General features: G+C 59.4%; 25 protein-coding genes, 4 tRNA genes and 1 pseudogene. 22 read left to right on the plus strand and 8 right to left on the minus strand.

Annotation, left to right across the window (positions count from 1 at the left end; genetic code table 11):
- Positions 1–4 precede the first annotated feature (4 nt).
- A complete protein-coding gene (locus AF70_RS26620) occupies positions 5–811 on the plus strand; it encodes a DUF4892 domain-containing protein (protein WP_019650391.1) in 807 nt (268 codons plus the stop codon).
- A 69-nt stretch (positions 812–880) separates the two neighbouring features.
- On the plus strand, positions 881–1,936 hold the full coding sequence (locus tag AF70_RS26625) for an AI-2E family transporter (protein WP_019581211.1): 1,056 nt from the start codon (positions 881–883) through the stop codon (positions 1,934–1,936).
- 38 nt (positions 1,937–1,974) lie between these two features.
- Here AF70_RS26625 and xopAW read toward each other — a convergent pair whose 3' ends face one another.
- The 3 genes from xopAW to AF70_RS26640 form a co-directional block, all read right to left on the minus strand.
- Entirely contained in the window at positions 1,975–2,826 is an 852-nt protein-coding gene (gene xopAW, locus AF70_RS26630) for a XopAW family type III secretion system calcium-binding effector (protein WP_028938916.1), read from the minus strand.
- Between the two features lie 143 nt (positions 2,827–2,969).
- Complete coding sequence (locus tag AF70_RS26635; RefSeq protein ID WP_028938917.1) at positions 2,970–4,022, minus strand: HAMP domain-containing sensor histidine kinase; 1,053 nt, start codon at positions 4,020–4,022, stop codon at positions 2,970–2,972.
- A complete protein-coding gene (locus AF70_RS26640) occupies positions 4,022–4,780 on the minus strand; it encodes a response regulator (RefSeq protein WP_019581208.1) in 759 nt (252 codons plus the stop codon). The genes AF70_RS26635 and AF70_RS26640 overlap by 1 nt, the downstream gene beginning before the upstream one ends.
- Before the next feature lie 292 nt (positions 4,781–5,072).
- Between AF70_RS26640 and pyrF the strand changes: the two genes are divergently transcribed.
- A complete protein-coding gene (gene pyrF, locus AF70_RS26645; protein WP_167331181.1) occupies positions 5,073–5,771 on the plus strand; it encodes an orotidine-5'-phosphate decarboxylase in 699 nt (232 codons plus the stop codon).
- Between the two features lie 69 nt (positions 5,772–5,840).
- Here the strand turns inward: pyrF and AF70_RS26650 are convergent, their stop codons facing one another.
- The gene (locus AF70_RS26650; protein ID WP_018926267.1) at positions 5,841–6,845 is read right to left on the minus strand and encodes an NADP-dependent oxidoreductase; all 1,005 of its coding nucleotides are present in this window, start codon (positions 6,843–6,845) and stop codon (positions 5,841–5,843) included.
- A 235-nt stretch (positions 6,846–7,080) separates the two neighbouring features.
- On the opposite strand from AF70_RS26650, the gene AF70_RS26655 reads away from it, so the two are divergent.
- The 4 genes and pseudogenes from AF70_RS26655 to AF70_RS30140 all read left to right on the plus strand — a co-directional run bounded on the left by AF70_RS26655 (position 7,081) and on the right by AF70_RS30140 (position 11,646).
- Positions 7,081–7,842, plus strand: a complete 762-nt coding sequence (locus tag AF70_RS26655; RefSeq protein WP_018926266.1) for an SDR family oxidoreductase — start codon at positions 7,081–7,083, stop codon at positions 7,840–7,842.
- 342 nt (positions 7,843–8,184) lie between these two features.
- On the plus strand, positions 8,185–9,573 hold the full coding sequence (locus tag AF70_RS26660) for a PLP-dependent aminotransferase family protein (RefSeq protein WP_028938918.1): 1,389 nt from the start codon (positions 8,185–8,187) through the stop codon (positions 9,571–9,573).
- A gap of 147 nt (positions 9,574–9,720) precedes the next feature.
- Positions 9,721–10,785: pseudogene (locus AF70_RS30135) on the plus strand (HAMP domain-containing protein); the annotation flags it as partial.
- Positions 10,783–11,646 carry a methyl-accepting chemotaxis protein gene (locus tag AF70_RS30140; RefSeq protein ID WP_371929213.1) on the plus strand — a complete coding sequence of 288 codons (864 nt, stop codon included), beginning with the start codon at positions 10,783–10,785 and terminating at the stop codon, positions 11,644–11,646. The pseudogene AF70_RS30135 and the gene AF70_RS30140, both read left to right, overlap by 3 nt.
- Positions 11,647–11,756: 110 nt before the next feature.
- Here the strand turns inward: AF70_RS30140 and AF70_RS26670 are convergent, their stop codons facing one another.
- Positions 11,757–12,515 carry a hypothetical protein gene (locus AF70_RS26670; protein WP_019581205.1) on the minus strand — a complete coding sequence of 253 codons (759 nt, stop codon included), beginning with the start codon at positions 12,513–12,515 and terminating at the stop codon, positions 11,757–11,759.
- A gap of 394 nt (positions 12,516–12,909) precedes the next feature.
- Here AF70_RS26670 and AF70_RS26675 point away from each other — a divergent pair.
- The 4 genes from AF70_RS26675 to AF70_RS26690 all read left to right on the plus strand — a co-directional run bounded on the left by AF70_RS26675 (position 12,910) and on the right by AF70_RS26690 (position 13,322).
- Positions 12,910–12,985, plus strand: a tRNA-Glu gene (locus AF70_RS26675).
- Positions 12,986–12,987: 2 nt separating this feature from the next.
- Positions 12,988–13,063: transfer RNA gene (locus AF70_RS26680), tRNA-Gly, on the plus strand.
- 104 nt (positions 13,064–13,167) lie between these two features.
- Positions 13,168–13,243 (plus strand) — tRNA-Glu (locus tag AF70_RS26685).
- A gap of 3 nt (positions 13,244–13,246) precedes the next feature.
- Positions 13,247–13,322: transfer RNA gene (locus AF70_RS26690), tRNA-Gly, on the plus strand.
- 57 nt (positions 13,323–13,379) lie between these two features.
- Here AF70_RS26690 and AF70_RS26695 read toward each other — a convergent pair.
- Entirely contained in the window at positions 13,380–14,243 is an 864-nt protein-coding gene (locus tag AF70_RS26695; RefSeq protein WP_028938920.1) for a DNA-binding response regulator, read from the minus strand.
- A 413-nt stretch (positions 14,244–14,656) separates the two neighbouring features.
- Here AF70_RS26695 and AF70_RS26700 point away from each other — a divergent pair, with 413 nt between their 5' ends.
- From AF70_RS26700 to AF70_RS26750, 11 genes are all read left to right on the plus strand, one after another.
- Positions 14,657–14,854 carry a Flp family type IVb pilin gene (locus AF70_RS26700; protein WP_028938921.1) on the plus strand — a complete coding sequence of 66 codons (198 nt, stop codon included), beginning with the start codon at positions 14,657–14,659 and terminating at the stop codon, positions 14,852–14,854.
- A gap of 28 nt (positions 14,855–14,882) precedes the next feature.
- Positions 14,883–15,413 carry a prepilin peptidase gene (locus AF70_RS26705; RefSeq protein ID WP_028938922.1) on the plus strand — a complete coding sequence of 177 codons (531 nt, stop codon included), beginning with the start codon at positions 14,883–14,885 and terminating at the stop codon, positions 15,411–15,413.
- Positions 15,414–15,415: 2 nt separating this feature from the next.
- Positions 15,416–16,744, plus strand: coding sequence for an ATPase AAA (locus tag AF70_RS26710; protein ID WP_028938923.1), 1,329 nt, complete (start codon positions 15,416–15,418; stop codon positions 16,742–16,744).
- A 15-nt stretch (positions 16,745–16,759) separates the two neighbouring features.
- Positions 16,760–17,566, plus strand: coding sequence for a Flp pilus assembly protein CpaB (cpaB, locus tag AF70_RS26715; RefSeq protein WP_028938924.1), 807 nt, complete (start codon positions 16,760–16,762; stop codon positions 17,564–17,566).
- A 75-nt stretch (positions 17,567–17,641) separates the two neighbouring features.
- The gene (locus tag AF70_RS26720) at positions 17,642–18,982 is read left to right on the plus strand and encodes a Tad domain-containing protein (protein WP_028938925.1); all 1,341 of its coding nucleotides are present in this window, start codon (positions 17,642–17,644) and stop codon (positions 18,980–18,982) included.
- 8 nt (positions 18,983–18,990) lie between these two features.
- Positions 18,991–19,470, plus strand: a complete 480-nt coding sequence (locus tag AF70_RS26725) for a TadE/TadG family type IV pilus assembly protein (protein ID WP_028938926.1) — start codon at positions 18,991–18,993, stop codon at positions 19,468–19,470.
- Complete coding sequence (locus tag AF70_RS26730; protein ID WP_028938927.1) at positions 19,470–19,964, plus strand: TadE/TadG family type IV pilus assembly protein; 495 nt, start codon at positions 19,470–19,472, stop codon at positions 19,962–19,964. Before AF70_RS26725 ends, AF70_RS26730 begins: the two co-directional genes overlap by 1 nt.
- Positions 19,958–21,178, plus strand: coding sequence for an AAA family ATPase (locus AF70_RS26735; RefSeq protein WP_028938928.1), 1,221 nt, complete (start codon positions 19,958–19,960; stop codon positions 21,176–21,178). Before AF70_RS26730 ends, AF70_RS26735 begins: the two co-directional genes overlap by 7 nt.
- A 3-nt stretch (positions 21,179–21,181) precedes the next feature.
- Positions 21,182–22,621, plus strand: a complete 1,440-nt coding sequence (locus AF70_RS26740) for a CpaF family protein (RefSeq protein ID WP_028938929.1) — start codon at positions 21,182–21,184, stop codon at positions 22,619–22,621.
- Positions 22,618–23,604, plus strand: coding sequence for a type II secretion system F family protein (locus AF70_RS26745; protein WP_028938930.1), 987 nt, complete (start codon positions 22,618–22,620; stop codon positions 23,602–23,604). Before AF70_RS26740 ends, AF70_RS26745 begins: the two co-directional genes overlap by 4 nt.
- A gap of 29 nt (positions 23,605–23,633) precedes the next feature.
- The gene (locus tag AF70_RS26750) at positions 23,634–24,596 is read left to right on the plus strand and encodes a type II secretion system F family protein (protein WP_028938931.1); all 963 of its coding nucleotides are present in this window, start codon (positions 23,634–23,636) and stop codon (positions 24,594–24,596) included.
- A gap of 501 nt (positions 24,597–25,097) precedes the next feature.
- On the opposite strand, the gene AF70_RS26755 is transcribed toward AF70_RS26750, so the two are convergent.
- Together AF70_RS26755 and AF70_RS26760 are read right to left on the minus strand one after the other, a co-directional pair.
- Positions 25,098–25,373 (minus strand): DUF3613 domain-containing protein, encoded by a 276-nt coding sequence (locus AF70_RS26755; RefSeq protein ID WP_028938932.1) that lies wholly within the window; start codon positions 25,371–25,373, stop codon positions 25,098–25,100.
- 18 nt (positions 25,374–25,391) lie between these two features.
- Positions 25,392–26,105, minus strand: a complete 714-nt coding sequence (locus AF70_RS26760) for a tetratricopeptide repeat protein (RefSeq protein ID WP_028938933.1) — start codon at positions 26,103–26,105, stop codon at positions 25,392–25,394.
- Between the last annotated feature and the right edge of the window lie 24 nt (positions 26,106–26,129).

Raw genomic sequence — 26,129 nt, forward strand, 5'->3', positions numbered from 1 at the left:
GTCCATGCGTTCACTCACTCTGCTGGCGCTATGCAGTTTCAGTCCCTGGTTATTGGCTGCTGACATTCCTGGCAGTCAGGACCTGCCTATCGTGCCGCGCATGACCGATGCGCAGATCGTCGACTATCGCCCGACGGTGGAACTCGAGCGGATTTACCCGCTGGGTTCGATCCGCAAGATCAGCGGCCAATTGCGTTTCGACGGCCAGGTCACCGCTCGCGGTCAAACCACCTCGGTCACCTACGAATTGCCACCGGAGCATTCCTCCACCGATGCCTTCACCGCCGCCCGCGAAGCCTTGCAGAAGCAGGGCGCCGAGCTGTTGTTCTGGTGTCAGGCCCGGGATTGTGGGGAAAGCAGCCTGTGGGCCAATGAAGTCTTCGGTAACGCCAAGCTCTATGGCGCCGATAATCAGCAGGCTTATTTGCTGCTGCGTCTGGCGGCCCCTCAAGACAACACCCTGGTGGCGCTTTACAGCATCACTCGCGGTAATCGCAGGGCTTATCTGCACGTCGAACAGTTCGATGCTTCGGCGCCGTTGGGGGATTTGCTGCCGACATCCGCGACGTTGCTGCGCCAGCTCAAAAGCACCGGGAAACTCGATTTCCCCAAACTCGACGGCGACCCTGACGATACCTGGCTGCGTTTGATTTCCCGAGGCCTGAACCTGGACACCACACTGCGAGTCAGCATTTCCGGAGCCAGTGCCGAAGCCTGGCGCCAGGCGCTGATCGGCCAGGGCGTGCGCACGGCGCGGATGGAAACCGGCAGCGTCGAAGGCTCTGGCCTGCACTTCGAACTGTTGCGATAAGCTTCATTTGGCGAATGCGTTCTGCGCATTTGCCTACTCTTTACGGACTGACTTTTTTCGGGATCTTACATGGTCAATAACGATCGGCTGTTGGTGCAGATCCTGCTGCTGGTGCTGTTTGGCGCGAGTTTATGGGTAATGGCGCCGTTCTGGTCGGCACTGTTCTGGGGCGCGGTGCTGGCGTTTGCCAGTTGGCCGTTGATGCGTCTGTTGACTCGTTGGCTCAATGGTCGTGAATCCCTGGCGGCGCTGTTACTGACCCTCGGCTGGATGCTGCTGGTGGCGGTGCCGCTGGTGTGGCTGGGGTTCAACCTGGCGGATCACGTGCGAGATGCCACGGCGTTCATCAAGGATGTGCAGGTCGATGGTCTGCCCGAAGCGCCGGCCTGGGTTGGCAGTATTCCTTTGGTCGGCGAGCGGCTGGTAGGGATCTGGAACAGCATTGATCAGCAGGGTGCGGCGATGATGCTGGCGATCAAGCCCTATCTGGGTCAGGTCGGTAACTGGTTGCTGGCACGCAGTGCGCAGATTGGTGGCGGGATCCTCGAGTTGACGCTGAGTATCGTGTTTGTGTTCTTTTTCTACCGGGACGGGCCGCGTTTGGCGGTGTTTGTCCATGGGTTGCTGGAGCGGCTGATTGGCGACCGCGCCGGGTATTACATCGAACTGGTGGCGGGCACCGTGCAACGGGTGGTCAACGGGGTGATCGGTACAGCGGCGGCGCAGGCGGTGCTGGCGTTGATTGGCTTCCTGATTGCCGGCGTGCCTGGGGCGCTGGTACTGGGGATCGTGACTTTCTTGTTGAGCCTGATTCCGATGGGGCCGCCATTGGTGTGGATTCCGGCCACGGCGTGGCTGGCCTGGAAGGGTGAGTACGGAATGGCGGTGTTCCTCGGGATCTGGGGCATGTTCATTATCAGCGGGGTCGACAACGTGCTTAAGCCGTACCTGATCAGCCGGGGCGGGAATTTACCGTTGGTAATTGTGCTGCTTGGGGTGTTTGGCGGGTTGATTGCGTTCGGGTTTATCGGCCTGTTCATCGGCCCGACGTTGTTGGCAGTGGCTTACAGCCTGTTGACCGATTGGAGCAAGAGCCAGGCCCGGGTTGAAGATCGCCGGCCCTAAGTTTTTTGTTGGGTCTTAGGGCCGCGAAGTTTTTTGACTCAGGTCGCCACGTTCAGGTGTTTGCCCACGGTCGCCACGTTGTCGAGCGAATACTGCTTGCTCAGGTTGGCGATCATTTTGTTCAGGGCTTCGGTCACGTTGAACTGATGGGTGGAGCTGTCGGAGTTCTGCTCGCGGCCGGCTTGCAGGACGGCTTTCAGTTCATCGCTGCTGACGCCACCGCTGCTGTCGCTATCGAGTACTTTGAGCAACGCGGCGCTGGTGTCGGTGGCGGTCGATGAAGTGCTGTCGCTCGCCTGCAACGCGCTGCTCAGTTCCGTGGTCGTGACACTGCCATCGCTGTCGGTATCGAGTTGGCTGAACAGCTCTTCGCTGGACATCTGCTGAGGTGGCGGTGGCGGCGGGGTCAGGCTGGCGGCGAGTTCTTCCTGGCTGACGGTGCCGTCTTCATTCTTGTCCAGGGCCGAGAAAATTTCCGAACTGTCGGCCGTGCTGCCGGTGCTGGTCAGGCCATTGCTCAGCTCATCGCTGTTGATGGCGCCGTCGCCGTCTGTGTCCAGCGCGCTGATCAGCGCATCGGCCAGCTCGGTGTTCGGTGCCTGATCGTGCGGCGGTGGCGATGGAGGGGCCATCGCGGCCATTTCTTCGCTGCTCAGGCTGCCGCTTTCGTCGCTGTCCAGGTCGCTGAAGTTCTTGCTCAGGCTGACCAGCAGACCATCGTCGGATTTCTGCGACAGGGCGCTCTTGAGCTCATCCTGATCCACCGCACCGTCGCTGTTGTTGTCGAGTTTGGCGAGCAGTTCTTTCTGGAATTGCTGGCTGCGGGCGCTGTTGGTGGCGGTACTGCTGGTGCTGGTATAGCTCGTGTAGCTGCTGACACTACCGATCATTGTGCTCACTCCTTGGAATGGGAAACCGGTGGGTGCACCGGTTCATGCAGCCTCAAGGGGCAAGTTGTCGTGGGTATGTGGGATTTGTACCGATGGGTACACACAGCTTATCGAGTTAGCCCCCCGATCCTGTGGGGGCAGGCTTAGACGCGGGGCAGGCGGATGACGGCGGTCAGACCACCGCCGGGTGTTTCTTCCAGGCTCAACTGTCCGCCCAAACGCTCCGCGGCTTCCCGGGCGATGGTCATGCCCAGACCGACGCCGCCGGAATTGCGATTACGCGAACCTTCCAGGCGAAAGAACGGTTCAAACACCGCTTCACGTTTATCCGCCGCGATACCCGGGCCATGGTCAATGACTCGGATCACCAGTTGTTCGCGACTGTCCTCAAGCGTGATCAGCGCGTCCCCGGCATAACGCAAGGCGTTGTCCAGCAGGTTGTTGATGCACGAGCGCAAAGCCATCGGTTGAACCTGCAGCGGGGCGCAATGGCCGCAGGCCTGGACGTCGGCGCCCTGATCCTGGGCGTTTTCGCTCAGGGACTCCACCAGCGCTTGCACGTCCATCCATTGTGGCGCCTCGCTGGTGCGCTGTTCGTGCAGGTAAGTGAGGGTGGAATCGAGCATGCCGATCATGTCGTCCAGGTCCTGACGCATCTGGCCTTGCAGCTTCTCATCGTCGATCTGTTCCAGCCGCAGCTTGAGCCGCGACAGCGGTGTGCGCAGGTCATGGGACACCGCGCCGAGCATGCGCGAACGTTGCTGCATTTGTTCAAGAATGCGTTTCTGCATCAGGTTGAAAGTGTGCGCCGCTTGCCGCGCTTCCCGTGGGCCGGACTCATCCAGCGGCGGACTGTCGAGATTTTCACTCAGGCGCTCAGCGGCGTCGCTCAGGCGCTGAATCGGGCGGGTCAATAGCTTGGCGCCGTACCAGGCGGCGATGATCAGCGAGACAAACTGAAAGGTCAGTGGCACCAGCGGCCCGCCGAACCATGGCCGCGGTGGTCGATTGCCGAAACGCGGGTCCATTGGTGGGGGAGGGCCCTCGAAGTGCTCGGAAAACCCCGGCGGCGGAGGGGGAGGAGGGGGCGGCCCGTAATGTTTGAACCATAAAAAAGCTAACAAGTGCGCCAGTACGATCGCCACCAACAGCACGCCGAACAGGCGGCCGAACAGCGTATCGAAGCGCGCACGCATCAGCTGATGTCTCGTGCGTCGAACAGATAACCCTCACCACGAACGGTCTTGATCAACTGCGGGGCTTTCGGGTCGTCGCCCAGTTTCTGGCGCAGACGCGACACCAACAGATCGATGCTGCGATCAAACGCTTCGATCGAGCGACCGCGCGCCGCGTCCAGCAGTTGTTCGCGGCTGAGCACCCGGCGCGGCCGTTCGATGAACACCCAAAGCAAGCGGAATTCGGCGTTGGACAGCGGCACCACCAGGCCATCGGCGGCGATCAACTGGCGCAACACGCTGTTCAATCGCCAGTTGTCGAAGCGAATATTCGCACGCTGTTCGGTGCGGTCGTCACGCACCCGACGCAGAATGGTCTGAATTCGGGCGACCAGTTCCCGTGGTTCGAACGGTTTGGCCATGTAGTCGTCGGCACCCAGTTCCAGGCCGATGATCCGGTCGGTGGGTTCGCAGCGGGCGGTGAGCATCAGAATCGGGATGTCCGATTCGGCGCGCAGCCAGCGGCACAGCGACAAACCATCTTCGCCCGGCAGCATCAGATCGAGCACCACCACATCGAAATGCTCGGCTTGCAGCGCCTGACGCATGGCGGCGCCATCAGAGACGCCGCTGGCGTGGATATTGAAACGGGCCAGGTAGTCGATCATCAGTTCGCGGATCGGAACGTCATCGTCGACGATCAGGGCGCGAATGCTCCAGCGTTTGTCATCGGCCGGCGCTTTTTGATCGTCGTTCAGAGGTGCTGGGGAGTTGTGCATGCGTGCGTTCATCTGCCAGGTAGGCTGCCAACCACAAAGATAGGCTGCGAGGTTGTGGCTTCAGCATAGGCGTCCGGCCGTGAGGCGGGAAGTGCTGTAGGACTTGTTGCGGCTGACGAGGGTAGCGTTGAAGGGTGTTGTGGGCGTGTCGTGTGTGTATCGGGGTCGACACAATTGCTGCAGCAGCTAGTCTTGCCTGAGCCGCGACGACGAATTACCGATCATCGGGTCCCGCAGCGGCGCTGGTTCCGCTACAATGCGCGCCGATTTCGACTTGCCTGAGAGCCCACTCATGTCCGCCTGCCAGACGCCTATCATCGTCGCCCTGGATTTCCCCACCCGTGACGCCGCACTGAAGCTGGCCGATCAACTGGACCCGAAACTGTGCCGGGTCAAAGTCGGTAAAGAACTGTTTACCAGTTGCGCTTCGGAAATCGTCGGCACCTTGCGCGACAAGGGCTTTGAAGTGTTCCTGGACCTCAAGTTCCACGACATTCCGAACACCACCGCCATGGCCGTCAAGGCGGCTGCGGAAATGGGCGTATGGATGGTCAATGTGCACTGCTCCGGCGGCCTGCGCATGATGGCCGCCTGCCGTGAAGTGCTCGATCAGCGCAGCGGCCCGAAACCGCTGTTGATCGGCGTGACCGTGCTGACCAGCATGGAGCGTGAGGATCTGGCGGGTATCGGCCTGGACATCGAGCCGCAGGAGCAGGTGCTGCGCCTGGCTGCGTTGGCGGAAAAGGCCGGGATGGACGGTCTGGTTTGCTCTGCCCAGGAAGCCCAGGCCTTGAAAGCCGCCCACCCGTCGTTGCAACTGGTGACGCCGGGGATTCGTCCGGCGGGCAGTGCCCTGGACGATCAGCGCCGCATCCTGACGCCGCGTCAGGCGCTGGATGCCGGTTCCGATTACCTGGTGATCGGCCGTCCGATCAGCCAGGCGGCGGATCCGGCCAAGGCGTTGGCGGCGGTCGTCGCAGAAATCGCTTAAGCGTCACGGACCCTGTGGGAGCGGGCTTGCCCGCTCCCACAGGGTTTTGTGCTCTTTTCAGATATTGGGTTAAACCTTCAACACCAACTTCCCGAAATTCTCGCCGCTGAACAACTTCATCAGCGTCTCCGGGAATGTTTCCAGTCCCTCGACGATGTCTTCCTTGCTCTTGAGCTGCCCCTTGGCCATCCAGCCGGCCATTTCCTGCCCGGCAGCGGCGAACTGCGCAGCGTAATCCATCACCACGAAGCCTTCCATCCGCGCGCGGTTGACCAGCAACGCCAGGTAGTTGGCCGGGCCTTTGACCGCTTCCTTGTTGTTGTACTGGCTGATGGCACCGCAAATCACCACCCGTGCCTTCATGTTCAGGCGGCTCAGCACGGCGTCGAGAATATCGCCGCCGACGTTATCGAAATACACGTCGACGCCTTTCGGGCATTCACGCTTGAGGCCGGCGATCACGTCTTCGTTCTTGTAATCGATGGCACCATCAAAACCCAGCTCATCGATCAGGAACTTGCACTTGTCCGCGCCGCCGGCGATGCCGACCACCCGGCAACCTTTGATCTTGGCGATTTGCCCGGCAATGCTGCCCACCGCGCCGGCCGCACCCGACAACACCACGGTGTCACCGGCTTTCGGCGCGCCGACATCGAGCAGGGCGAAGTAGGCGGTCATTCCGGTCATGCCCAGTGCGGATAAATAACGCGGCAGCGGCGCCAGTTTCGGATCGACCTTGTAGAAACCTCGCGGCTCGCCAAGGAAGTAATCCTGCACACCCAAGGCGCCGTTGACGTAGTCCCCGACAGCAAAGCCCGGATTGTTCGAGGCGATGACTTTGCCTACGCCCAGTGCGCGCATGACTTCGCCAATGCCGACCGGCGGGATGTAGGACTTGCCCTCGTTCATCCAGCCACGCATGGCCGGGTCCAGGGACAGGTATTCGTTTTTGACCAGGATCTGACCTGCCGCTGGCTCACCGACCGGTACTTCTTGATAGGTGAACGTCTCGCGGGTAGCTGGCCCCACGGGGCGTTTGGCGAGCAGGAACTGGCGATTGGTCTGGGTAGTCATGACAGGCACTCAAGGTGAATGAAGTCTTGTTGATAGACCTTCATTGACGATGCTGCAAGGTTGGCTGACACGGCGAATGCACATCGATCCAGTGCAGTGATAGTCAGGGCGGTGGTTCCATCACTGCCACTCATGGGCGCCCAACCGGCCTTCTGATAGTGCTGCCGTGTCACAGGGCACTGTGGCTAACTGAAAACACGTGACTCCCCACATTCTTCTCTTCGAGGACATAACAATGAGCATGACGTTTTCCGGCCAGGTCGCCGTTGTGACGGGCGCGGCCAATGGGATTGGCCGCGCAACCGCTTTGGCGTTCGCCGCCGAAGGGTTGAAAGTGGTGGTGGCCGATCTGGACGTGGCCGGTGGTGAAGGCACTGTGGCGCTGATTCGCGCTGCCGGCGGTGAAGCGACCTTCGTGCGCTGCAATGTCACTGTGGAAAGCGATGTAAAAAATCTGATGGACGAGGTAGTGAATGCCTACGGCCGTCTCGACTATGCCTTCAACAATGCCGGCATCGAAATCGAGAAAGGCAAACTGGCCGAGGGCACGCTCGATGAGTTCGACGCGATCATGGGCGTCAACGTCAAAGGCGTCTGGCTGTGCATGAAGTACCAGTTGCCATTGCTGCTGGCCCAGGGTGGCGGCGCGATCGTCAATACCGCTTCGGTCGCCGGCCTGGGGGCTGCGCCGAAGATGAGCATCTACGCCGCCTCGAAACATGCGGTGATCGGCCTGACCAAATCGGCGGCCATCGAATACGCCAAGAAAAAGATTCGCGTGAATGCGGTATGCCCGGCGGTGATCGACACCGACATGTTCCGTCGTGCCTATGAAGCGGACCCGAAGAAGGGCGAGTTCGCCAATGCCATGCACCCTGTCGGACGTATCGGCAAGGTCGAGGAGATTGCCAGCGCGGTGCTGTACCTGTGCAGCGACGGCGCGGCGTTCACCACCGGTCATTCGCTGGCGGTGGATGGTGGGGTTACGGCGTTTTAACTCTTTCCAGGCCGCGATGGTTTGGAATCTGTGGATGTTGTGGGAGCGGGCTTGTGTGGCGAGGGGGCTTGCCCCCGTTGGGTCGCGAAGCGGCCCCCGGCGCCCGTCCAGACGGACCGAGTTGTCTGGATTTACGACTGCTTCGCAGCCGAACGGGGGCAAGCCCCCTCGCCACACAAGCCCGCTCCAGGTTTTTATCATTCGGCGCCAGGTTCCGTGAAAGCACCGGGCATTGTGTTTCAAATGGTTAGAATCGACGGTTTTGGCGGTTTTGTCGCACATCTTGTCGAGCGCTCCTGTGATTAACTGTTTTCCGCAAAACAGACAGGAGTTTGCTTGCTCATGGAGTTGAGAATCGATCGACAGGCATTGGTGCCGGTCGTGCAGCAAATCGTCGACGCGATGACCGAATGGCTCCATCGTGGCGAGGTGTCGCCGGGGACGCGTTTGCCTTCCGTGCGGCAAATCGCGCGGATCAATCTGCTCAGCCAATCCAGTGTTGTCGAGGCCTGTGAACGGTTAGTGGCTCAAGGTGTGCTGGCGACGCGTAGCGGGGCGGGTTTCTTTGTCGCGGCAACGAAGCTTGCCGCTCACGGGCAACGGGATTTTTCCTGGGTCGAGGGGGTTGAGCAGCAGAATGGCGTCGCGGGCGATCTGAAGCTGGGTTGCGGTGGATTACCCGAAAGCTGGCGTGAGACTGACGACCTGAGCTATGCCATACGCCAAGTCAGCCGCACCGACATGGCCGGTTTGTTCAACTACAGCACACCGCTGGGCCTGCTTGCCCTGCGCCAACAGATCCTCAAACGACTGAAACAGCTGGATATCGCGGTGGATGAAAGTCGAATCCTCACCACGGCGGGTGCCAGTCATGGGCTCGACCTGATCGTGCGCACGTTGTTCAAACCGGGCGATTGCGTGGTGGTGGAGAACCCCGGTTATTCGATGCTGTTCGATTTGCTCAGGCTGCACGGGGTCAGCATGATCGAAGTCCCACGAACGCCTCACGGACCCGACACCGAAGCACTCCAGGCACTGTTGCTGAAATACAAACCCCGTGGCTTGTTCATCAACAGCTTTTATCACAACCCCACCGGCAGCAGTTTGACCTTGGGCGTGGCTCGGCAGGTTCTGCAGCTGGCCAGAAACCATGGCGTACTGGTGATCGAAGACGACGTCTATGCGGATTTGTACCGCGGTCCCGGGACGCGTCTTGCGGCACTGGGTATCGATGACAACGTGATCTACGTCAGCAGCTACTCCAAAACCCTCAGCAGTTCGTTGCGGGTCGGCTTTGTCGTGGCGGGTGCCGACGTCATTGCGCGACTGGCTGAGGTCAAGATGATCAGCAGCATGGGGGCTTCACGGTTCTGCGAATCGGTGCTGGCTTCTTTATTGGCCAGTGGTGCCTATCGCAAATTGGTGCAGCGTCAGCGCCAGCGTTTGAGCACCGACAGGGACGCGGCCTTGCAGGTGCTTGAAGACGCGGAATGGGAGGTTTTCGGCAAACCCGCAGGAGGCCTGTTCATCTGGGCGCGATCGCGCAAGTCCGACGCCGTACAGGTGCAGGTTCAGGCGCGACGCTTCGGCATCCTGCTGTCTTGCGCAACGGCATTCAGCCCTACCGGCGAGGCTCATGACTGGCAGCGCATCAACGTTGCCTATGCCTGTGATCCTCGTGCTCGGGCATTTTTTCAGGCTACGGCCCGGGATCGACCTCAAACGTTCTGAAAACGACGCTGGCGTAGCTTTTGGCCATTATTCCGACGCCAGAGACTTGTGTTGGCACAAGCCCGTTGCGAATCTGCATTCACAGACAATGGCAGGGGACTAAGCGCAATGATTTCGGCCGTGCAAGGACGTTTTGCCAACCTCGGTATGGCGAAAAAACTGGGTGTCGGGTTTGTACTGGTGCTGCTGTTGACAGCCCTGGTGGCGGCCATCGGCGTATGGTCCCTGCAAACCATCAGTCATCGCTTCGATGGGCTCAAGCAGATGTCGTCGCTCAACAGCGGTTTGCTCAAGGTGCGTCTGCTTGAGCAGGAGTACGCCTTGCGCGGCGACCCGAAAACCGTGGACGCCTTGCACGCGGGGGTAGACGCGTTGATCGCGCTGGCGACCGAGCTCAAGGCTCAGTCCGCAGCCAACGTGCCGGTCATGAATGACGTCGAACAGTCTCTGGGGGCTTATCGCAAGGCCTTTGACGAGTTCGTCTCGCTGAGTCAGGCCAAGGATCTGGCGCTGGAAATGGCCAGTTGGTCGGTGTCCAGTGTGGCCAATAACCTCGATGTGCTGCAGGCCGGGCTTAGCGATGATGGCACCTATGCCTTGAAGGAGTCCGAGGGCAAGGACGGCGCGCAATTCATCGAGCAGGCGAATCAGGTCAGCCAGGTTTCGCGGCTGATGTTGCAGGCCATGAACGAAGCGCACGTACGCCTGGATCAGAGCCGCAAGGGCGACGACAGTGCCGGGCAGGGCAAGATCGAACAAGCCGACCAAGCGCTGGCCCAGGCCGAACAGTTGAAAGCTACCGTAAAGGATGAGGGTTACCAGACGGTCCTCAATGAAGTGTCCGGTCATATCGGCAGTTTCACTGAAAAACTCGCCGAGTACACCGGCCTGTTGGCGCAGGAAAAAACTGTCTCCGAGCAACTCCACCAGCGCGCCGCGCAAGTGGTGGAACGGGTAGATCAGGCCTACGTTGCCGAAGACCGGTCGATGCAGGCAGAGCTGAAAAAGAACTCGCTGTTGATCATCGGTTCCTCGGCGCTGGCCTTGCTGGTCGGGCTGATTGCCGCGTGGGTGATTACCCGGTTGATCGTCGCACCGTTGCGCAGCGTGATCCGCGTTGCCCAGCAGATCGCCGCGGGGGATTTGAGCGCGACGATTGAGGTGACCCGCCGTGACGAGATCGGCCAGTTGATGCAAGCCATGCAGCAAATGGGTGCCGGGCTCAGCAGCATTGTCAGTGGTTTGCAGGCCGGTATCGAACAACTGGCTAGCTCTGCTCAATCGCTGTCGGCGGTGACCGAGCAGACCAACCTTGAAGTCAGCAGCCAGAAAGAAGAAACCGAGCAGGTCGCCACCGCGATGAACCAGATGACCGCCACGGTGCACGACGTCGCACGTAACGCGGAGGAAGCCGCCCAGGCGGCGCAGACTGCCGACGACAAGGTCGAAAGCGGTCAGCAGGTGGTGCGTCAGAGCATGGCACGGATCGAGCAACTGGCGGACTCCGCCACCTCGGCCAGCTCCAGCATCGAAAGCCTCAGTGCAGAAATCCAGAACATCGGCACAGTGCTCAGCGTGATCAAAAGCGTTGCCGAGCAGACCAACCTGTTGGCGCTCAATGCGGCCATCGAGGCGGCGCGCGCCGGCGAGCAGGGCAGGGGCTTTGCGGTGGTGGCCGATGAGGTTCGGGCGCTGGCCAGGCGAACCCAGCAATCGACCGAGGAAATCGAACGTCTGGTCAGTGCCTTGCGCTCGGCGGCGCAGTCGTCGGTGCAGCAGATTCAGAGCAGTGGCGAGTTGGTGAAGCTGGCGGTGAGCGATGCGTTGCAGACCGAAAGTGCATTGGGGAGTATCGCGGCGGCGGTGTCGCTGATTCAGCAGATGAACCAGCAGATTGCGGCGGCTGCGGAGGAGCAGAGCTCGGTGGCCGAGGAGATCAATCGCAGCGTCACGAGCATTCGCGCCAGTGCGGATCAGTCTTCATTGGCGATGCAGGGCAATGCGGCGTCGAGTATTGAACTGGCGCAGTTGGGGAGTGAGTTGAGGGGGATGGTGGGGCATTTCAAGCTGTAGCAGCTGCCGAAGGCTCGGGCTGCGTCCGGATAATCTATTGATTCTGGCGGCCATCAATCCCAACGCAAAAAAAAGCCACCTGACCCGGTGGCTTTTCAGTATTTGCATGATCAGTCGTAGATCACTTTCTTCTTCCAGTCGGCATCCGCCTCGACGTCTTTGAGCCCTTCAGTCAGTTGGTTCACTTCGCCTTCAACCGGGGCGATCTTGTCCATGACCTGGTCGTTGGCGCGGGCCAGGAGTTTCTCCAGGTACTCGAGTTGTTCGCTGTAGACCTGGGGCTCCGGTTGTTTGCGCAGGTACTGCACGCCGCGTTCGAAGGCCAGGCGGGCCTGGCCTGGCTGGTTTTGTTGCAGGGAATGCTGGCCGAGGTTGTTGAAGAATTCGATGTGCAGCAGGACCAGGATGTGCCGCACTTCACGGATCCAGCGCTTGGCTTCGTTGGCTGGCAGGAAACCGTCCTGTGCGGCGCGGGTGATCTGGCCATGAATGGCTTCCAGCAGGAAGCGCACGTCTTTGGCCTTGGCTTCGGTCTGGATCGGTGCCGGCGGGTTGTTGACCGGGATCGATTCACCTTGGGCAACCAAGGCACTCAGCTCGGTAATCCGTGCCTTTAGCGTGGCACTGGTTTTTTCCAGGTTGAGCAGGCGCTGGCAGACGTTCAGTTCCAGGCGGGTCAACAGCAGCTTGAGTGCGGGTGTCATGAACTGACCGGGAAAGGTCTCGGTGATTTCGCCGCAGCGACGCAGGCGGTCGTTGAGTTCAACCTTGGTGCGGGCTTTTTCCAGCTTATTGTTTTCCACCACATGGTTCATGTAGCCAATGGCGATCAATAGTGCGATCCCGGCTACGACTAGCAGGGTGATCATGAGTGGTGTCACCGGTAAGACCTCTTTATGGGGTTCGCGTTCGAGTCGAGTGTAGTTGGCTTGGCATATGGGCGCATAGGGCCGCTCGACGAGTGAATCGGCTATAGCTCTTCTTATATCGGCCGCAATGCCGCTTCTATAAGTAAATAGCGTGCGAGGTGCACATTGCCATCATCTCGGCATGGACTATAGCGTCTTGGTGGATGCCAGAATATAGGCGCCAAAGGCCAGGCGACATAAAAGCCTGAATCGCTGCTAAAAGCAGGGCGAAGTCATTGATTTAAATAAATTTATATCTGGGGGTTGACGACCCCTCAATCCATCCATAGAATGCGCGCCACTTACAGCGTAAAGCACACAGCGAAACGCGGTAGGGAGTGAATGTTGTACGTGTGTCCCCTTCGTCTAGTGGCCTAGGACACCGCCCTTTCACGGCGGTAACAGGGGTTCGAGTCCCCTAGGGGACGCCAATGCGGGAATAGCTCAGTTGGTAGAGCACGACCTTGCCAAGGTCGGGGTCGCGAGTTCGAGTCTCGTTTCCCGCTCCAATTTTAAACAGCGTTGCTTTCGGGCAAGGCTGAGTGAAACCAGAACCAAGTCTTCGGATGCGGGTCTGGGCACCGAAACACACACCATGTGTTCCGGGCAGCGTGTCCCCTTCGTCTAGTGGCCTAGGACACCGCCCTTTCACGGCGGTAACAGGGGTTCGAGTCCCCTAGGGGACGCCATTTGCGGGAATAGCTCAGTTGGTAGAGCACGACCTTGCCAAGGTCGGGGTCGCGAGTTCGAGTCTCGTTTCCCGCTCCAAATTCAAAAAACGCCGCTCATTGAGCGGCGTTTTTTTATGCGCGTAAAAAACCTGCCTCAACTTCCAAGGCTCTGCACCAGGCTTTCGAGTGCTTCAATGGTTGTATCTTCCAGTGGAGGTTGCGCTGCTACCGCTCTAAGTTGGCTGGCCAAACGGTATTCGCTGGGCGTGCAGTTGACGAACTGCTTGAAGGCGCGGGCGAAGTAGGAAGGATCCTTGAAGCCGGCCTCATAGCCGATGCTGGTGATCGGCATCTGGCTGTTGTCGAGCAGTTGTTTGGCGAAACTCATGCGCTTGTCCAGGATGTAATCCGTGAAACCGACGCCATTGGCCTCTTTGAACAGGCGACTGAAGCGGAATGTCGTCATGCCGCAGCGCTTGGCCAAATCCCTCTGATCGATGCTGTCCCGAAAGTGCTGGTCGATGTACAGCATGATATGGCTCAGCGCCTGGTGTTTTTGGTGCCCGGAGGTCAGGCGGATGCTATCGGGCAGAGTGGGCGAGTGGTCGATCAGCAATGTCTTGTCCTGACCGACATTGCGGCGCAATTCGCAGAGCTGCAGCAGTGCCGTCAGGTAGCGCTTCCTCTCGGCATTGGTGAGCGGGAGCACCATGTACTCCCAGACACTGGAGCGCATGGCCCAGACGGCCAGTTCTTCTGAGTGCTGCACGGTGAACATGGTAATCGGGATGGTAGGAGTGGTGCGTTTGATCTCCAGCAACAACCTCAAACCGGGGGTGTCGGGGCGATCGAAATGGACGCAGATCATGTCTGCCTGTTCCCCGCTGGGCAGCACGGAATTTTTCGCCAGTTTGCAGTCGCAAGTCTCCTCGAACTGCGCGATGAGTTCCTTCGTGGAACGATCGTGAGTCAGATCGAACCATAGCAGCGATGGCCTTCTGGTCATGTTGGACGTCATGTCTCTACTCTGCGGTTCTACGGGCCCCTCTTCGCTGAGTAGTATTGCTAACGTGCCATCACTTTGCAGATTAAATCCTGATAAAAAAGTCGATTTTTAGTCCTGTCCGCTCTATGCGTTGCCTGGAAATCAGTTCCAGGCAACTGGCTGTTGGTGTGTCGTCTATGAACCAGGTATCAGCCGCTCGTCGCTTGTAAATCGAAGTCAGTGGTTTCCGCGAGCCCTCTCTTGTTTTACCCCTCCTGCTACTTCTGCAAAGGCCAATAACCGCTTTTGGAAGCGCCCGCAAAAAAGTCCTAGTGATGTGCAAAATCTTCCTAACGCCCATGCCTTGCCCCTGACTAGTGTTGCATCCAGGCAGTTCAGAACGTACTGCCTTCCGGAAAAAACAACATTCGAGTGAGGTGGGCAAAATGATCATTCAAGCAATCAAGACTTCGGTACTGAAGTTCATCAAAGACGAAGATGGCCTGACCATTGTGGAATACGCAGTGGCGGGTGGGTTGATTACGGTAGCTGTCGCCGCCGCATTCACCGATCTCGGAGCAAACGTACATACCCGAATCACGGCGCTGTGCAATGCCGTTGGTGGTGGTGCTGCTTGCGCGTAACGATAATTTCCGAGAGGGAGATGCTGCAATGTCCATGGAGCAGCTGGTGGCAACTGGTGTGCTGATAGGGCTGCTGGGCATAGCGGTGGTGAGCGATATTCGTCGCCACCGCATTCCCAACCTGCTGATCCTGGTAGGCCTGGCTCTGGGATTAGCCGGCCAGATTTATTCAGGTGGAATAAGCGGGTTGGGTGACGGCCTGTTGGGCATCCTGATCTGTTTTGCGCTGTTTCTGCCCATGTATGCCGTGGGTGGCATGGCCGCTGGCGACGTCAAGTTAATGGCCATGGTTGGCAGCTTCCTACCGGTCCATTACGCGTTGTGGGCCGCCCTATACAGTCTGGTATTCGGCGGCCTGTGCGGTCTTCTGGTCGTGTTGATACACGGTCAGATGTTGCAGACACTGGGGCGTTACTGGCTGATTCTCAAGGCTCGGTCCTACTTGGCGCCGAGTGCGGACGAGGTGGCTGGTAAGCCCTTTCCTTATGCAGTTGCAATCTTGCTCGGCACTCTGGGCAGCATCTACTGGCAACTCGTTGCCAGTGGGTTGGGAGATTAGTCATGCACGTCATGGTTGATACTGATGCCTTCCCCAATGAGCGGGAAGCGGTGCAACGACTGGCTCCTCAGCCGTGCACAATCCGTGAAACCGGTCTGACCGACAGTTTTCTCGGCGAGTTGGTATGTAAGCATTTGTATGACGCCGGCGTGCTCGACATGCCGCGGCTGGTGGAACGCCTGGCGCTGACCGGCGCCGTACTTGAAGAAGTCCTGGCGTTCCTGCGCAAGGATGGCCGTATCGAAGTACTTGGTCAGATGGGCCAAACCGGTGGGCAGATGCTGCGTTATAGCCTGACCGAACGCGGTCGCAGTGCCGCCCGCGATGCCCTGTCGCGTAGCGGCTATATCGGCGCAGCCCCTTTCCCGGTGAGCACCTACCGTTCCCTGATCAAAATCCAGACCATTCACCATGGTCGCATCAGCTCAAGCGATATGCACAAGGCCCTCACCGGCGTAGTGCTCACGGAGGGGATGCTCGATCAACTGGGTGTGGCACTGAACTCCGGGCGCGCAATCATGATTTATGGCCCCGCGGGTACCGGCAAGACCTATGTCAGCAGTCGGTTGATTCGTCTGTTCGCCGAGGCCATCTGGGTGCCGCATGCCATCGTGATCAACGAGTCGGTGATCGAAATCTATGACCCGCAGGTGCATCAGCGGCTGGATGAAAACGGCCATCAGAACAATCTGATGCTCAACGAAGGGATCGATCGTCGACTGTTGTGCTGCAAACGCCCGATCGTCATTACGGGCGGTGAGTTGAGCATGGAACAGCTGGATGTTCGCTATGACCCCTTCACCCGCCAGTACCAGGCCGCCTTGCAGCTCAAGGCCAGCAATGGCCTGTTCATCATCGATGACATGGGTCGCCAGCGCATGGCACCCGCCGAGCTGTTCAATCGCTGGATCGTACCGATGGAGGAGAAGCGCGACTTCCTCAATTTGGGCGGTGGTCGGCATTGCGAGCTGCCATTCGATCTGATTCTGGTGTTCTCCACCAACCTCAATCCCCTGGAACTGGCTGACGAGGCCTTCTTGCGGCGGATTGGCTACAAGCTGCAGTTCGGTTACCTGAAGCCCGAGGAGTACGAAAAGATCTGGCGTCAGGAAAGCGAGCGTCTGGGCATTCCTTTTGACCCGTTGCTGCTGCGTTATGTACTGCAAAGGCTTTATGCAAGTGAAGGCATGCCCCTGGTGCCTTGCCATCCCCGCGATCTCCTGAACATGGCCCTCGATCGTCAGCGTTACCAGGGCGGTTCCGGGAACCTGTCGCCACAGGAGCTGGAATGGGCCTGGCACAACTACTTCGTCCAGCTCGACTTTTCTTGATACGGAGATACTGACATGAGCTCTCGTACTCTTCCCCTGATAGGCGTTTCCCTGGTCATGGGCCTTGGTGCAGCATGGATGGCCGACTCCTGGCTGAGCGCCCGGCTCAATGCCACGCCAGATGACCATCTTCGAAGCGTGGTGGTTGCCACGGTAGAAATCCCCTTCGGGCAGATGGTCGAGGCCCAACAGGTCACGACCGTGCGCATGCCCATGGACACGATCCCGGACGATGCGCTCGATTCCAGCGACAAGGCCGTGGGCAAGATCGCAACGTTCGACATCTTGCGTGGCGACGTCATGCGCGGTGCACGTCTGAGCGAGCACTTGGGCGGCAGTACCCTGGCCTCTCTGATTGCCACAGACAAGCGTGCCATATCGGTACGCGTGGACGATGTGGTCGGTGTGGGCGGATTCCTCCTGCCAGGTAACCGGGTCGATGTACTGGCGACCAAAACCACGAATGCCGGCAGTAACAGCGCCGTGTCCAGGACCATCCTCGAGAACTTGCGAGTGCTGGCGGTGGACCAGACGGCGGGTACCGACAAGACCCAACCGGTGGTGGTGCGTGCAGTGACGCTGGAGATGACAACCGCAGAGGCTGAAACCCTGGTCACGGCGCAAACCGAAGGGAAACTGCAACTGACCCTGCGCAACCCGCTGAACTCCGAGAAAAAAATCGTGACCGCTGCGCCTGTTGCACCGGCCCCCATGGTTGTGGCCGCCGCCCCGGTGCAAAAACGCGTGGTGCAACGTGGCGACGGTGGCGGGGCTCTCACCATCATCCGTGGGATCCAGACCAGTGTAGTGAAAGTTCGTTGACAGGGCGGTAGGGGTGCCTGGGCACCAAGGTATTGGCGGAGCCGATCCGGATCAGTATCGGCAAACGAGGGCTTGATGATGAATCTTCGTATTCAGCAGCCGTTCACTGCGACGCCAAGGCGCCAGGAAGGATCGGTGAGCGTATTGATGGTAATCGCGTTGGCGGCGATGGCGATGATGGCGGCGTTGGCGCTGGACGGCGGACACATGTTGCTGAACAAAACGCGCCTGCAGAATGCGGTAGACGCTGCCGCCCTGAGTGGTGCCAAAACCCTGCTTCAGGTGGAAGGTGCTGCCAACATGGCCAGCGCGACACGCACCGCCGCGCTCAACACGCTGACGCAAAATGCCAATGCTACGGGCAATACCGAATTGGCAACGGCGGTCGCCGGCAACCCAGGCGCATTTGCAGTGGTGGAACTTTCCAGCAAAGTCTATGGCCCGTTCTCCTATCCCGGGCCGGCAGATGCCAAATACGTTCGGGTATCGGTACCGAGCTATAGCCTGACGGGTTTTTTCTGGAACTTCGCCCAGGCATTCGGCGCTCTGGGGACCAAAGCAGTGGCGGCGATTGCCACTGCCGGTCCCAGCCCTGCCAGCCCCTGTGATCTCGCACCTTTGATGGTCTGTGGCGACCCGACCAAATACAACCCGGCCACCGGCATGTTCTGGGGCTTCCAGTTTGGTGATTTGCAGGTACTGAAGACAGCTGCCGGTAATTCGTCCCCCATTGGCCCAGGTAACTTCCAGTTGCTCGACTTTGGCTCGGGCGGCAGTACAGTCAGGGATGACCTGGCTGGAGGTGGCAAGGTCTGTCGCAACGTCGGGCAAAACGTCCAGACTGCTCCTGGCAACAAGGTCGGCCCTACCTCTCAAGGTTTGAATACGCGCTTCGGCATTTATAACGGTCCGGTCAGTGCCTCGGACTATCCGCCAGACCTGGTGACGACGTCCAGCACCCCTGCGATCACTTACGACGCCTCAGTCACCCCACCAATGCAGTACAAGGGGCAGCCCGTCACCTCAACCAACGGTAATCTCACGGCGGGTACCAACGCGATATTTGACTACAACGACTGGCGTGCGAGCACTGCCGCGTGTGTGGCCGGGTCCGGCAGTGGCTGTCAGAGCGGTGGGGTGTTCGAGCGTCGGATGCTGAAAATCGTGGTGGGCGACTGCACCGGTAAACAGGGCGGCACCACCTCGGTCCCCGTCCTGGGTTTCGGTTGCTATTTCGTGGTGCAGCCAATGAATAACGGCGGCACGGAATCGCAGATCTTCGGCCAGTTCGTGAAAGAGTGCGAAGGCGACAACGTGGCCGGCCCCTCGCCGTCTACCGATTCCGGCCCGCAGATCATTCAGCTCTACAAAACCTACATTGGCAGCGGCACTGGCACTCCGAGCACAGACTCGTAGGAGGCGTCATGAGACTTCACTCGTTTAAACATCCGCAGCGCCAACAAGGCGTGGCGATGGTGGAGTTCACCCTCTTCCTGCCCTTGTTGCTCCTGTTGTTGCTGAGTCTCGGCGAATTCGGCCGCATGCTCTACCAGTACAACGTCCTGCTGCAGGCCAGCCGTGATGCCGGCCGTTTCGTCGCCAGCCAGGCCTGGAACTCGACGCTTGGCGCAGTCTCTCTGAGCGGCACGCTGCAGACCCAGACGAAAAACGTCGCGGTTTATGGCGTGCCTGCAAATACCGGGGCTGCGGTGGTGTCTGGGTTGACGACCGCGAACGTCGCGGTCGCCGCGGTGGGCATCGACCATGTGCGAGTCACCATCACTTACAACTTCTGCCCGGTGATTGGCAGTGGCAATTGTGCCGGCTCGATTCCGGGATTTTTTGGTAATCAGATTGCGCTGAGCATTCCGCTGGTCGCCACTACTGTCATGAGGGCACTGTGATGAATCGCAAACGCATGCGCGGTACTTATGTCGTGGAGTTCGCCATCATTGGCATGCTGGTATTCACGCTGTTGTTCGGCGTGTTGGAAATGGGCCGCCTGTACTTCACGGTCAATGCGCTGGATGAAGCCGCGCGGCGTGGTGCGCGCCTGGCAGCGGTGTGCAACATCAGCGATCCGGTGGTCTTGCGGCGTGCGATCTTCAACGCCGCGACCGACGCCGGTACGAGCCAGCTGATCACGAGTCTGGCCACCACCAACCTGACGCTGACCTATCTGGATGTTAACGGTGCTGTGGTGGCCAGTCCCGGCGACCTGGTCAGCGCCACTGGTTTTCGTGCCATCCGCTATGTCCAGTTGAGTCTGCAAGGCTTCGTTTTCAATCTGTTTATTCCCGGGTTCGGCGTGCCCATTACCTTGCCTGCATTCAAGGCAACCTTGCCACGCGAAAGCCTCGGGCGTCATTCCGATTCCGGGGAGATCACACCATGCTGAATACCAAGGACACCCCGCTTTCCAGCTCGACCGGCAAGACCGGGCTGCGGTTGCTGATCAGCAGTCGTGATGCCACCGCTTTGCGCGATCTGCAGAGCGTCTGCCAGCGCATGCCCTGTCTGGAGGTGAGCACTCGCCTGGTGAGTAATGGGCATGTCGACCCGCTCTACGGTCTGGACCGGATGCCCGATCTGTTGCTGTTGCGCGTCAGCCACTTGTGGCGTGAGGAGCTGGCGGCGCTGTTGCAGCGTCCGGCCCATGAGCGTCCACCGATGTTGGTGTGCGGCCTGCTGAGCGAGCAGGAAGGCATGCGTCTGGCGATGCAGGCCGGCGCCCGTGACGTGCTGCCGGAGCCTATCGCCGAGACCGAATTGGTTGCCGCCTTGAATCGCCTGGTCATGGAGGTTCGCACCGGCAGCGGGGCAGAAGGCAAATTGATCGCCGTGATGAGCGCCAAGGGCGGCTCCGGCGGAACCTTGCTGGCCTGCAACCTGGCTCAACAGCTCAGCGTCAAGGGCGGAAGCACTCTGCTACTGGACATGGACCTGCAATTCGGCAGTGTGACGCATTACCTGGATGTGGCGCAGACGCACAGCCATCTCGAGGTATTGCATCAGATCGATGGCATGGACAGCGTCGCGCTACGCGGTTTTTGCAGCCACTTCAGCCCCACCTTGCATGTGCTGGGTGGCCGGGCCGGTGAGCTGTGCCTGCCGCAGGATGCCCAACCCGAGCAACTCGACACCCTGTTGCAACTGGCCCGCGCCAGCTACGACTGGGTGGTGATCGACCTGCCGCGGCAAATTGACCACCTCACCGGCTCTGTACTGGAACAGGTGGATCGGGTGTACGTGGTGGTGCAGCAGAGCGTCAGTCATCTGCGCGATGCCAGCTCCCTGGTGCGGATTCTTCGCGACGACCTGGGCGTGCGCGGGGATCAATTGCAGATAGTGGTCAACCGCTTTGACAAGGCAGCAGCGATCAGCCTCAAGGATATCGGCGAAGCGCTGCGCTGCACGAATCTGTCGAAATTACCCAACGACTTCAACCTGGTCAGCCAGAGTCAGAACACTGGCGTGCCGTTGGGGCTGCATGCGCCGAGGGCTGCGATTACTTCCGCCCTGCGCGACATGACCGAGGACCTGGTCGGTCAACAGGTAGCCGGGAACAAAGGCTTACTCAAACGCGCCTTCAACCGTTTTTTCGGGGGATGACCCATGATCAGCGACTTTCGTAACCGCTTGCGCAAACAGTCCGGTAAAACCGCTGCATCGTCAGCTGCTCAGGGCGACGACCTGCTGGATCCGGCAGAGGAATTAATGGCGTGGGAGCGTGTAACACCAGACGTTCTTTACGAAACCAGAAGCCAGGTCACTCCGGTGGAAGCCGAGTGGCGGGAAAAGATCTACCAGCAGTTGCTCAAGGTCATGGACCTGTCCTTGCTGGACGCCCTCGAACAGGCCGAGGCCGCGCGGCAGATTCGCGATATTTGCCAGCGTCTGCTCGACGAGCATTCGGCCCCGGTGAGTACCACCAGCCGCCAGTTGATCATCAAGCAGATCACCGACGAGGTGCTCGGCCTGGGGCCCTTGGAACCGTTGCTGGCCGATCACAGCGTGTCCGACATTCTGGTCAACGGCTATGCCTCGGTCTATGTCGAGCGCTTCGGCAAACTGCAACGGACCGATGTGCGCTTTCGCGATGATCAGCATTTGCTGAATATCATCGACCGTATCGTGTCCGGCCTGGGTCGGCGTATCGACGAGTCTTCACCGTTGGTGGATGCCCGGCTCAAGGACGGTTCGCGGGTCAACGCGATTATCCCGCCGCTGGCCATTGATGGCCCGAGCATGTCGATTCGCCGCTTTGCGGTGGACTTGCTCAATACCGATAGCCTGATCCAGGTGGGCACGCTGACCCCGGCCATTGCCCTGCTGCTCAAGGCGATTGTCCGCGGGCGCCTGAACGTACTGATTTCCGGCGGTACCGGTAGCGGCAAAACCACCATGCTCAATGTGCTGTCCAGTTTCATCCCGCACAACGAACGGATTGTCACCATCGAAGACTCGGCCGAACTGCAACTGCAGCAGCCCCATGTGGTGCGTCTGGAAACCCGGCCTTCGAACATCGAGGGGCGTGGTGAGGTGAGTCAGCGGGAGTTGGTACGCAACAGTTTGCGGATGCGCCCGGACCGCATTGTGATCGGCGAGGTGCGTGGCGCCGAGGCGCTGGACATGCTGACGGCCATGAACACCGGCCACGATGGCTCCTTGACCACGATCCACGCCAACACCGCGCGCGATGCGCTGGGGCGAGTCGAGAACATGGTGTCGATGAGCGGGGCGACCTTCCCGATCAAGGCCATGCGACAGCAGATCGCGTCGGCCATCGATGTGGTGATCCAGCTGGAACGTCAGGAGGACGGCAAGCGCCGGCTGGTCAGCGTGCAAGAGATCAACGGCATGGAGGGCGAGATCATCACCATGACCGAAATTTTCTCCTTTGCGCGTCAAGGCATGGGCGAAAACGGCGAGGTGCTCGGCGATTATCGCCCTAGCGGCATGATCCCGGCCTTCCGCGATGTGCTGGCCAAGCGCGGCATCGAGTTGCCGCTGACGATGTTCAGGCCTGAATGGATGGAGGCACGGCAGCCATGAGTCATATCCCTGGTGAATTCATTCTGATGTTCTTGGGCATGGTGTTCATCGCCGCGTTCCTCCTGTCTCAGGGCGTGGTAGTGCCGGTGTTCGGCGAGGCCGGCAAGATGCGCAAGCGCATTCGCGGTCGGTTGAACGTACTGGAGAAAGCCAACAATTTGCCTAACATGCAGACAGTGTTACGGCAGAAATACCTGACGCGTTTGTCGCCACTGGAGGCCATGCTTGAGCAGTTGCCCTTTATGGCGAACCTGACACAGGTAATCGAGCAGGCGGGTCATGAATATCGTGCTTATCGGGTGCTGTTGCTCGGGCTGTTTCTGGGCGCCTGCGCAGGCATCTCGATCTGGATGATCTCGTCAGTCTGGTGGATGGCGCTGTTGGCGGGCTTCGGGGTGTTCTGGGTACCCTTGCTGAAAATTTTTCGTGACCGTAGCAAACGTTTCGCTGCGTTTGAGGAAGGTCTGTCGGATGCACTGGATGCCATGTGCCGGGCCCTGCGCGCCGGGCACCCGTTCAACGAAACCCTGCGCCTGGTCGCTGAGGAGCACAAGGGGCCGGTCGCTCATGAGTTCGGCCTGACTTTCGCCGATATCAACTACGGCAACGATGTACGCCGGGCCATGCTCGGCTTGCTGGAGCGCATGCCAAGCATGACGGTGATGATGCTGGTGACTTCGATCCTCATCCATCGCGAGACCGGCGGCAATCTGACGGAAGTGTTGGAGCGTTTGAGTCGGCTGATCCGGGGACGCTTCCGCTTTCAGCGCAAGATCAAGACCCTGTCGGCGGAAGGGCGCATGTCGGCCTGGGTGCTGGTGGCGATTCCCTTCGTGTTGGCGATCGTGATGATGATCACAAGCCCTAACTACATACCTGTGCTGGTCAATGATCCCACAGGCCACAAGCTGATCATCGGGGCTTTCTGCGCCATGTTGGTCGGAATTTTCTGGATACGCAAAGTCATCCGAATTCAGGTTTAAGCGGTGTTCGCTACCGGGAGGTACAGGTCATGGACTTTTTACTCGGGTTGTTCAGTCGGGTCACTGGGAACGAGGAGATGGGGCGGCTGTTGTTCATTGGCGCGATCGGTCTCAGTACGGTGCTTGCGGTCGTTGCGGTAATCTTGCTGATGCTGGGGCTTCAGGACCCGGTGCAGCGCCGTTTGGAGCTGATCAAGCGTGGTCATTTAGGCAACACGGCCAGCCAGGAAGCTCCGAGTAATCTGCAACTGCTGCTGGAGCGGGTCGGCCAGCGCTTTGCCTCGGCCGAATCGGCTAAGGCGTCCGTCACCCAGACCCTGTTGATGCATGCGGGGTATCGATCCTCTTCGGCGGTGCAGATGTACTGGGCGGTGCGCTTGCTGTTACCCCTGGTGTTGGTCGGCATTGCGCTGTTGCTATTGCCGATAATTCCCAAGGTTTCGCTGAACCAGGGGCTGCTGTTGGTGGCCGTGGCGGCTGGTATCGGATGGCTGGTGCCAGCGCTGTATGTCGACAAGCGCAAGCAAATGCTACAAGGTCGGCTGCGTGCCGCGTTTCCGGACGCACTGGATCTGATGGTGGTGTGCGTGGAGTCGGGTCTGGCCCTGCCCACGACCATTGAACGGGTGGCTGAAGAGATGTCGGTCAGTCAGGTTGAGCTGGCTGAGGAACTGGCGCTGGTCAACGCGCAAATCCGCGCTGGCATTCCCAGTACCGAGGCGCTGAAACAGCTGGCTGTGCGCACCGGCCTGGAAGACGTACAAGGATTGGTCAGCCTGTTGGCGCAGAGTATTCGCTTTGGTACCAGCGTGGCCGATACCCTGCGTATCTATGCCGATGAGTTCCGTGACCGGCGTACACAAGCCGCCGAAGAGATGGGGGCGAAAGTCGGTACCAAACTGATATTCCCACTGATTTTCTGTCTGTGGCCTAGCTTCTTCCTGGTCGCCATCGGGCCGGCCATTATCGGCGTGTTGAGAGCATTCAGGTGAGGTAAACGGGCGGGGCTGTCGAGCACGATGGCCTTGCCACCCGAGCCTTTTCTGTACTTCCCCTCGTAGATCTGCACATAACCTGTAGGAGCAAGGCTTGCCCGCGAAGAGGCCGTCATATCCGCCATCTATGGTGGCAGACAGATCGCTTTCGCAGGCAAGCCTCGCTCCTACTTTCAGCCGCGACGCATTCTTTGTAGCAGCTGCCGAAGGCTGCGTTCGACTGCGCAGCAGTCGTCAAACCAGTGATTGCGGTGTGTCAGGCAGACCGTGTCAGCCGGACTCACGACTGCTGCGCAGCCGAACGCAGCCTCGCAGGCTCGACAGCTGCTACGGATCGCATTACTGCTTAAGTGAACAGCATTGCGGTTCCTACAGGGGGATTCGGTCAGAACTGAAAAATGAGTAGATGCCAATACTTTCCTGCAGACGTAATTAAGCCTGGCTTTTTAGCCAGGCTACTCTGGACTATGCCAGAGGTTGAGCATCCATTGACGTGCCTCAGTTGTTACTGCCGGTGGTCATTTTCCCCGCCGCATCCTGTTCAAAGAATTCCGGAATCGGGTGGGTGAAACTGTTCAGCCAGCGCTGGAAGGACAGGTCACGCTCAGTGACCGATGCAGTTTGCCGAAAAGGGGAGGCAACCACACCACGGATCTGTAGCTGCATCCACTGTTCGGTGCCTTTTTGCGGCGCCGAGGAGGGACCCGGCTCAATAGCCCAGGCACTGGTGGACAGGCAAGCCATGCACACAATCAACAGCCTTTTGGTATTCATCTCGACTCCTCGTACGTTCTACTTGATCGCAGCACTGGGTGAGGCATCGGCTACCTCAGCCTTACGATTCCCCTCGGAAGCCACCGCTTTTTTAGCAGAGGCCTTGAGTTTTTCCGCGCGGTTTTGCGCCTCTGCGACTTGCTGGGGGCTCAAGCTGGCGCGGTTCGCGAGTTCGGCAGCCGCCTTCCAGTTATCCTGATAAATCAGCAGCGTCACCATGTTGAGTGCCGCCAGAGAATCCGCCTGCTTGAGCTCCATGGCCGTCATGAACTCGAAGCGTGCTTCAGGGATCCGTCGCTGATTGAGGTAGACGACCCCCAGGTCATTGCGCATCTTGTCGTCGGTGGGGGACATCTTCACCGCTCGCTCAAGGTGAGTGGCAGCGGTGGCGTTATCATTTTTAGCCGCGGCCAACTGGCCCAGGCCATGTTCCCCTTCAGGGGCCAGACAGGTGCCGAGCAAGCTTTGATACAACGGCTCCGCATCTTTACGCCCCATCAAGCGCAGCACCCGAGCCTTTCGCAGGCGAACCTGGACCAGGTCATCGGGCAAACCTTCAAGATTCGCCAGGCTGGCATACAAACGGCCCTCATTGACCATGTTGTCAGCCAGATTCAGGGCCAGCTCTTGCTCCGAACTGGGTTTGGCACAGACAGCCGGTCGCGAAGACAGGCCATTGGTGGCACAACCTGCGAGCATCAATGTCGCCGTTATTGCAATGACTGCTTTCATCGAGTGTCCTCTGGCTACAACACG

Origin of the sequence: Pseudomonas sp. KD5, assembly GCF_012932895.1 — a bacterium.
Classification (GTDB): Bacteria; Pseudomonadota; Gammaproteobacteria; order Pseudomonadales; family Pseudomonadaceae; genus Aquipseudomonas.

What these genes read in the sequence shown, in the direction of transcription:
- AF70_RS26640 (WP_019581208.1), bottom strand. Translation starts at nt 4,780, where the DNA reads ATGCACAACTCCCCAGCACCTCTGAACGACGATCAAAAAGCGCCGGCC.
- AF70_RS26695 (WP_028938920.1), bottom strand. Translation starts at nt 14,243, where the DNA reads ATGACGTCCAACATGACCAGAAGGCCATCGCTGCTATGGTTCGATCTG.
- AF70_RS26720 (WP_028938925.1), top strand. Translation starts at nt 17,642, where the DNA reads ATGATGAATCTTCGTATTCAGCAGCCGTTCACTGCGACGCCAAGGCGC.
- AF70_RS26740 (WP_028938929.1), top strand. Translation starts at nt 21,182, where the DNA reads ATGATCAGCGACTTTCGTAACCGCTTGCGCAAACAGTCCGGTAAAACC.
- AF70_RS26730 (WP_028938927.1), top strand. Translation starts at nt 19,470, where the DNA reads ATGAATCGCAAACGCATGCGCGGTACTTATGTCGTGGAGTTCGCCATC.
- AF70_RS26755 (WP_028938932.1), bottom strand. Translation starts at nt 25,373, where the DNA reads ATGAATACCAAAAGGCTGTTGATTGTGTGCATGGCTTGCCTGTCCACC.
- AF70_RS26735 (WP_028938928.1), top strand. Translation starts at nt 19,958, where the DNA reads ATGCTGAATACCAAGGACACCCCGCTTTCCAGCTCGACCGGCAAGACC.
- AF70_RS26710 (WP_028938923.1), top strand. Translation starts at nt 15,416, where the DNA reads ATGCACGTCATGGTTGATACTGATGCCTTCCCCAATGAGCGGGAAGCG.
- AF70_RS26745 (WP_028938930.1), top strand. Translation starts at nt 22,618, where the DNA reads ATGAGTCATATCCCTGGTGAATTCATTCTGATGTTCTTGGGCATGGTG.
- AF70_RS26750 (WP_028938931.1), top strand. Translation starts at nt 23,634, where the DNA reads ATGGACTTTTTACTCGGGTTGTTCAGTCGGGTCACTGGGAACGAGGAG.
- AF70_RS26725 (WP_028938926.1), top strand. Translation starts at nt 18,991, where the DNA reads ATGAGACTTCACTCGTTTAAACATCCGCAGCGCCAACAAGGCGTGGCG.
- AF70_RS26635 (WP_028938917.1), bottom strand. Translation starts at nt 4,022, where the DNA reads ATGCGTGCGCGCTTCGATACGCTGTTCGGCCGCCTGTTCGGCGTGCTG.
- cpaB (WP_028938924.1), top strand. Translation starts at nt 16,760, where the DNA reads ATGAGCTCTCGTACTCTTCCCCTGATAGGCGTTTCCCTGGTCATGGGC.
- pyrF (WP_167331181.1), top strand. Translation starts at nt 5,073, where the DNA reads ATGTCCGCCTGCCAGACGCCTATCATCGTCGCCCTGGATTTCCCCACC.
- AF70_RS30140 (WP_371929213.1), top strand. Translation starts at nt 10,783, where the DNA reads ATGGGTGCCGGGCTCAGCAGCATTGTCAGTGGTTTGCAGGCCGGTATC.
- AF70_RS26700 (WP_028938921.1), top strand. Translation starts at nt 14,657, where the DNA reads ATGATCATTCAAGCAATCAAGACTTCGGTACTGAAGTTCATCAAAGAC.
- AF70_RS26670 (WP_019581205.1), bottom strand. Translation starts at nt 12,515, where the DNA reads ATGATCACCCTGCTAGTCGTAGCCGGGATCGCACTATTGATCGCCATT.
- AF70_RS26650 (WP_018926267.1), bottom strand. Translation starts at nt 6,845, where the DNA reads ATGACTACCCAGACCAATCGCCAGTTCCTGCTCGCCAAACGCCCCGTG.
- xopAW (WP_028938916.1), bottom strand. Translation starts at nt 2,826, where the DNA reads ATGATCGGTAGTGTCAGCAGCTACACGAGCTATACCAGCACCAGCAGT.
- AF70_RS26660 (WP_028938918.1), top strand. Translation starts at nt 8,185, where the DNA reads ATGGAGTTGAGAATCGATCGACAGGCATTGGTGCCGGTCGTGCAGCAA.
- AF70_RS26625 (WP_019581211.1), top strand. Translation starts at nt 881, where the DNA reads ATGGTCAATAACGATCGGCTGTTGGTGCAGATCCTGCTGCTGGTGCTG.
- AF70_RS26705 (WP_028938922.1), top strand. Translation starts at nt 14,883, where the DNA reads ATGTCCATGGAGCAGCTGGTGGCAACTGGTGTGCTGATAGGGCTGCTG.
- AF70_RS26760 (WP_028938933.1), bottom strand. Translation starts at nt 26,105, where the DNA reads ATGAAAGCAGTCATTGCAATAACGGCGACATTGATGCTCGCAGGTTGT.
- AF70_RS26655 (WP_018926266.1), top strand. Translation starts at nt 7,081, where the DNA reads ATGAGCATGACGTTTTCCGGCCAGGTCGCCGTTGTGACGGGCGCGGCC.
- AF70_RS26620 (WP_019650391.1), top strand. Translation starts at nt 5, where the DNA reads ATGCGTTCACTCACTCTGCTGGCGCTATGCAGTTTCAGTCCCTGGTTA.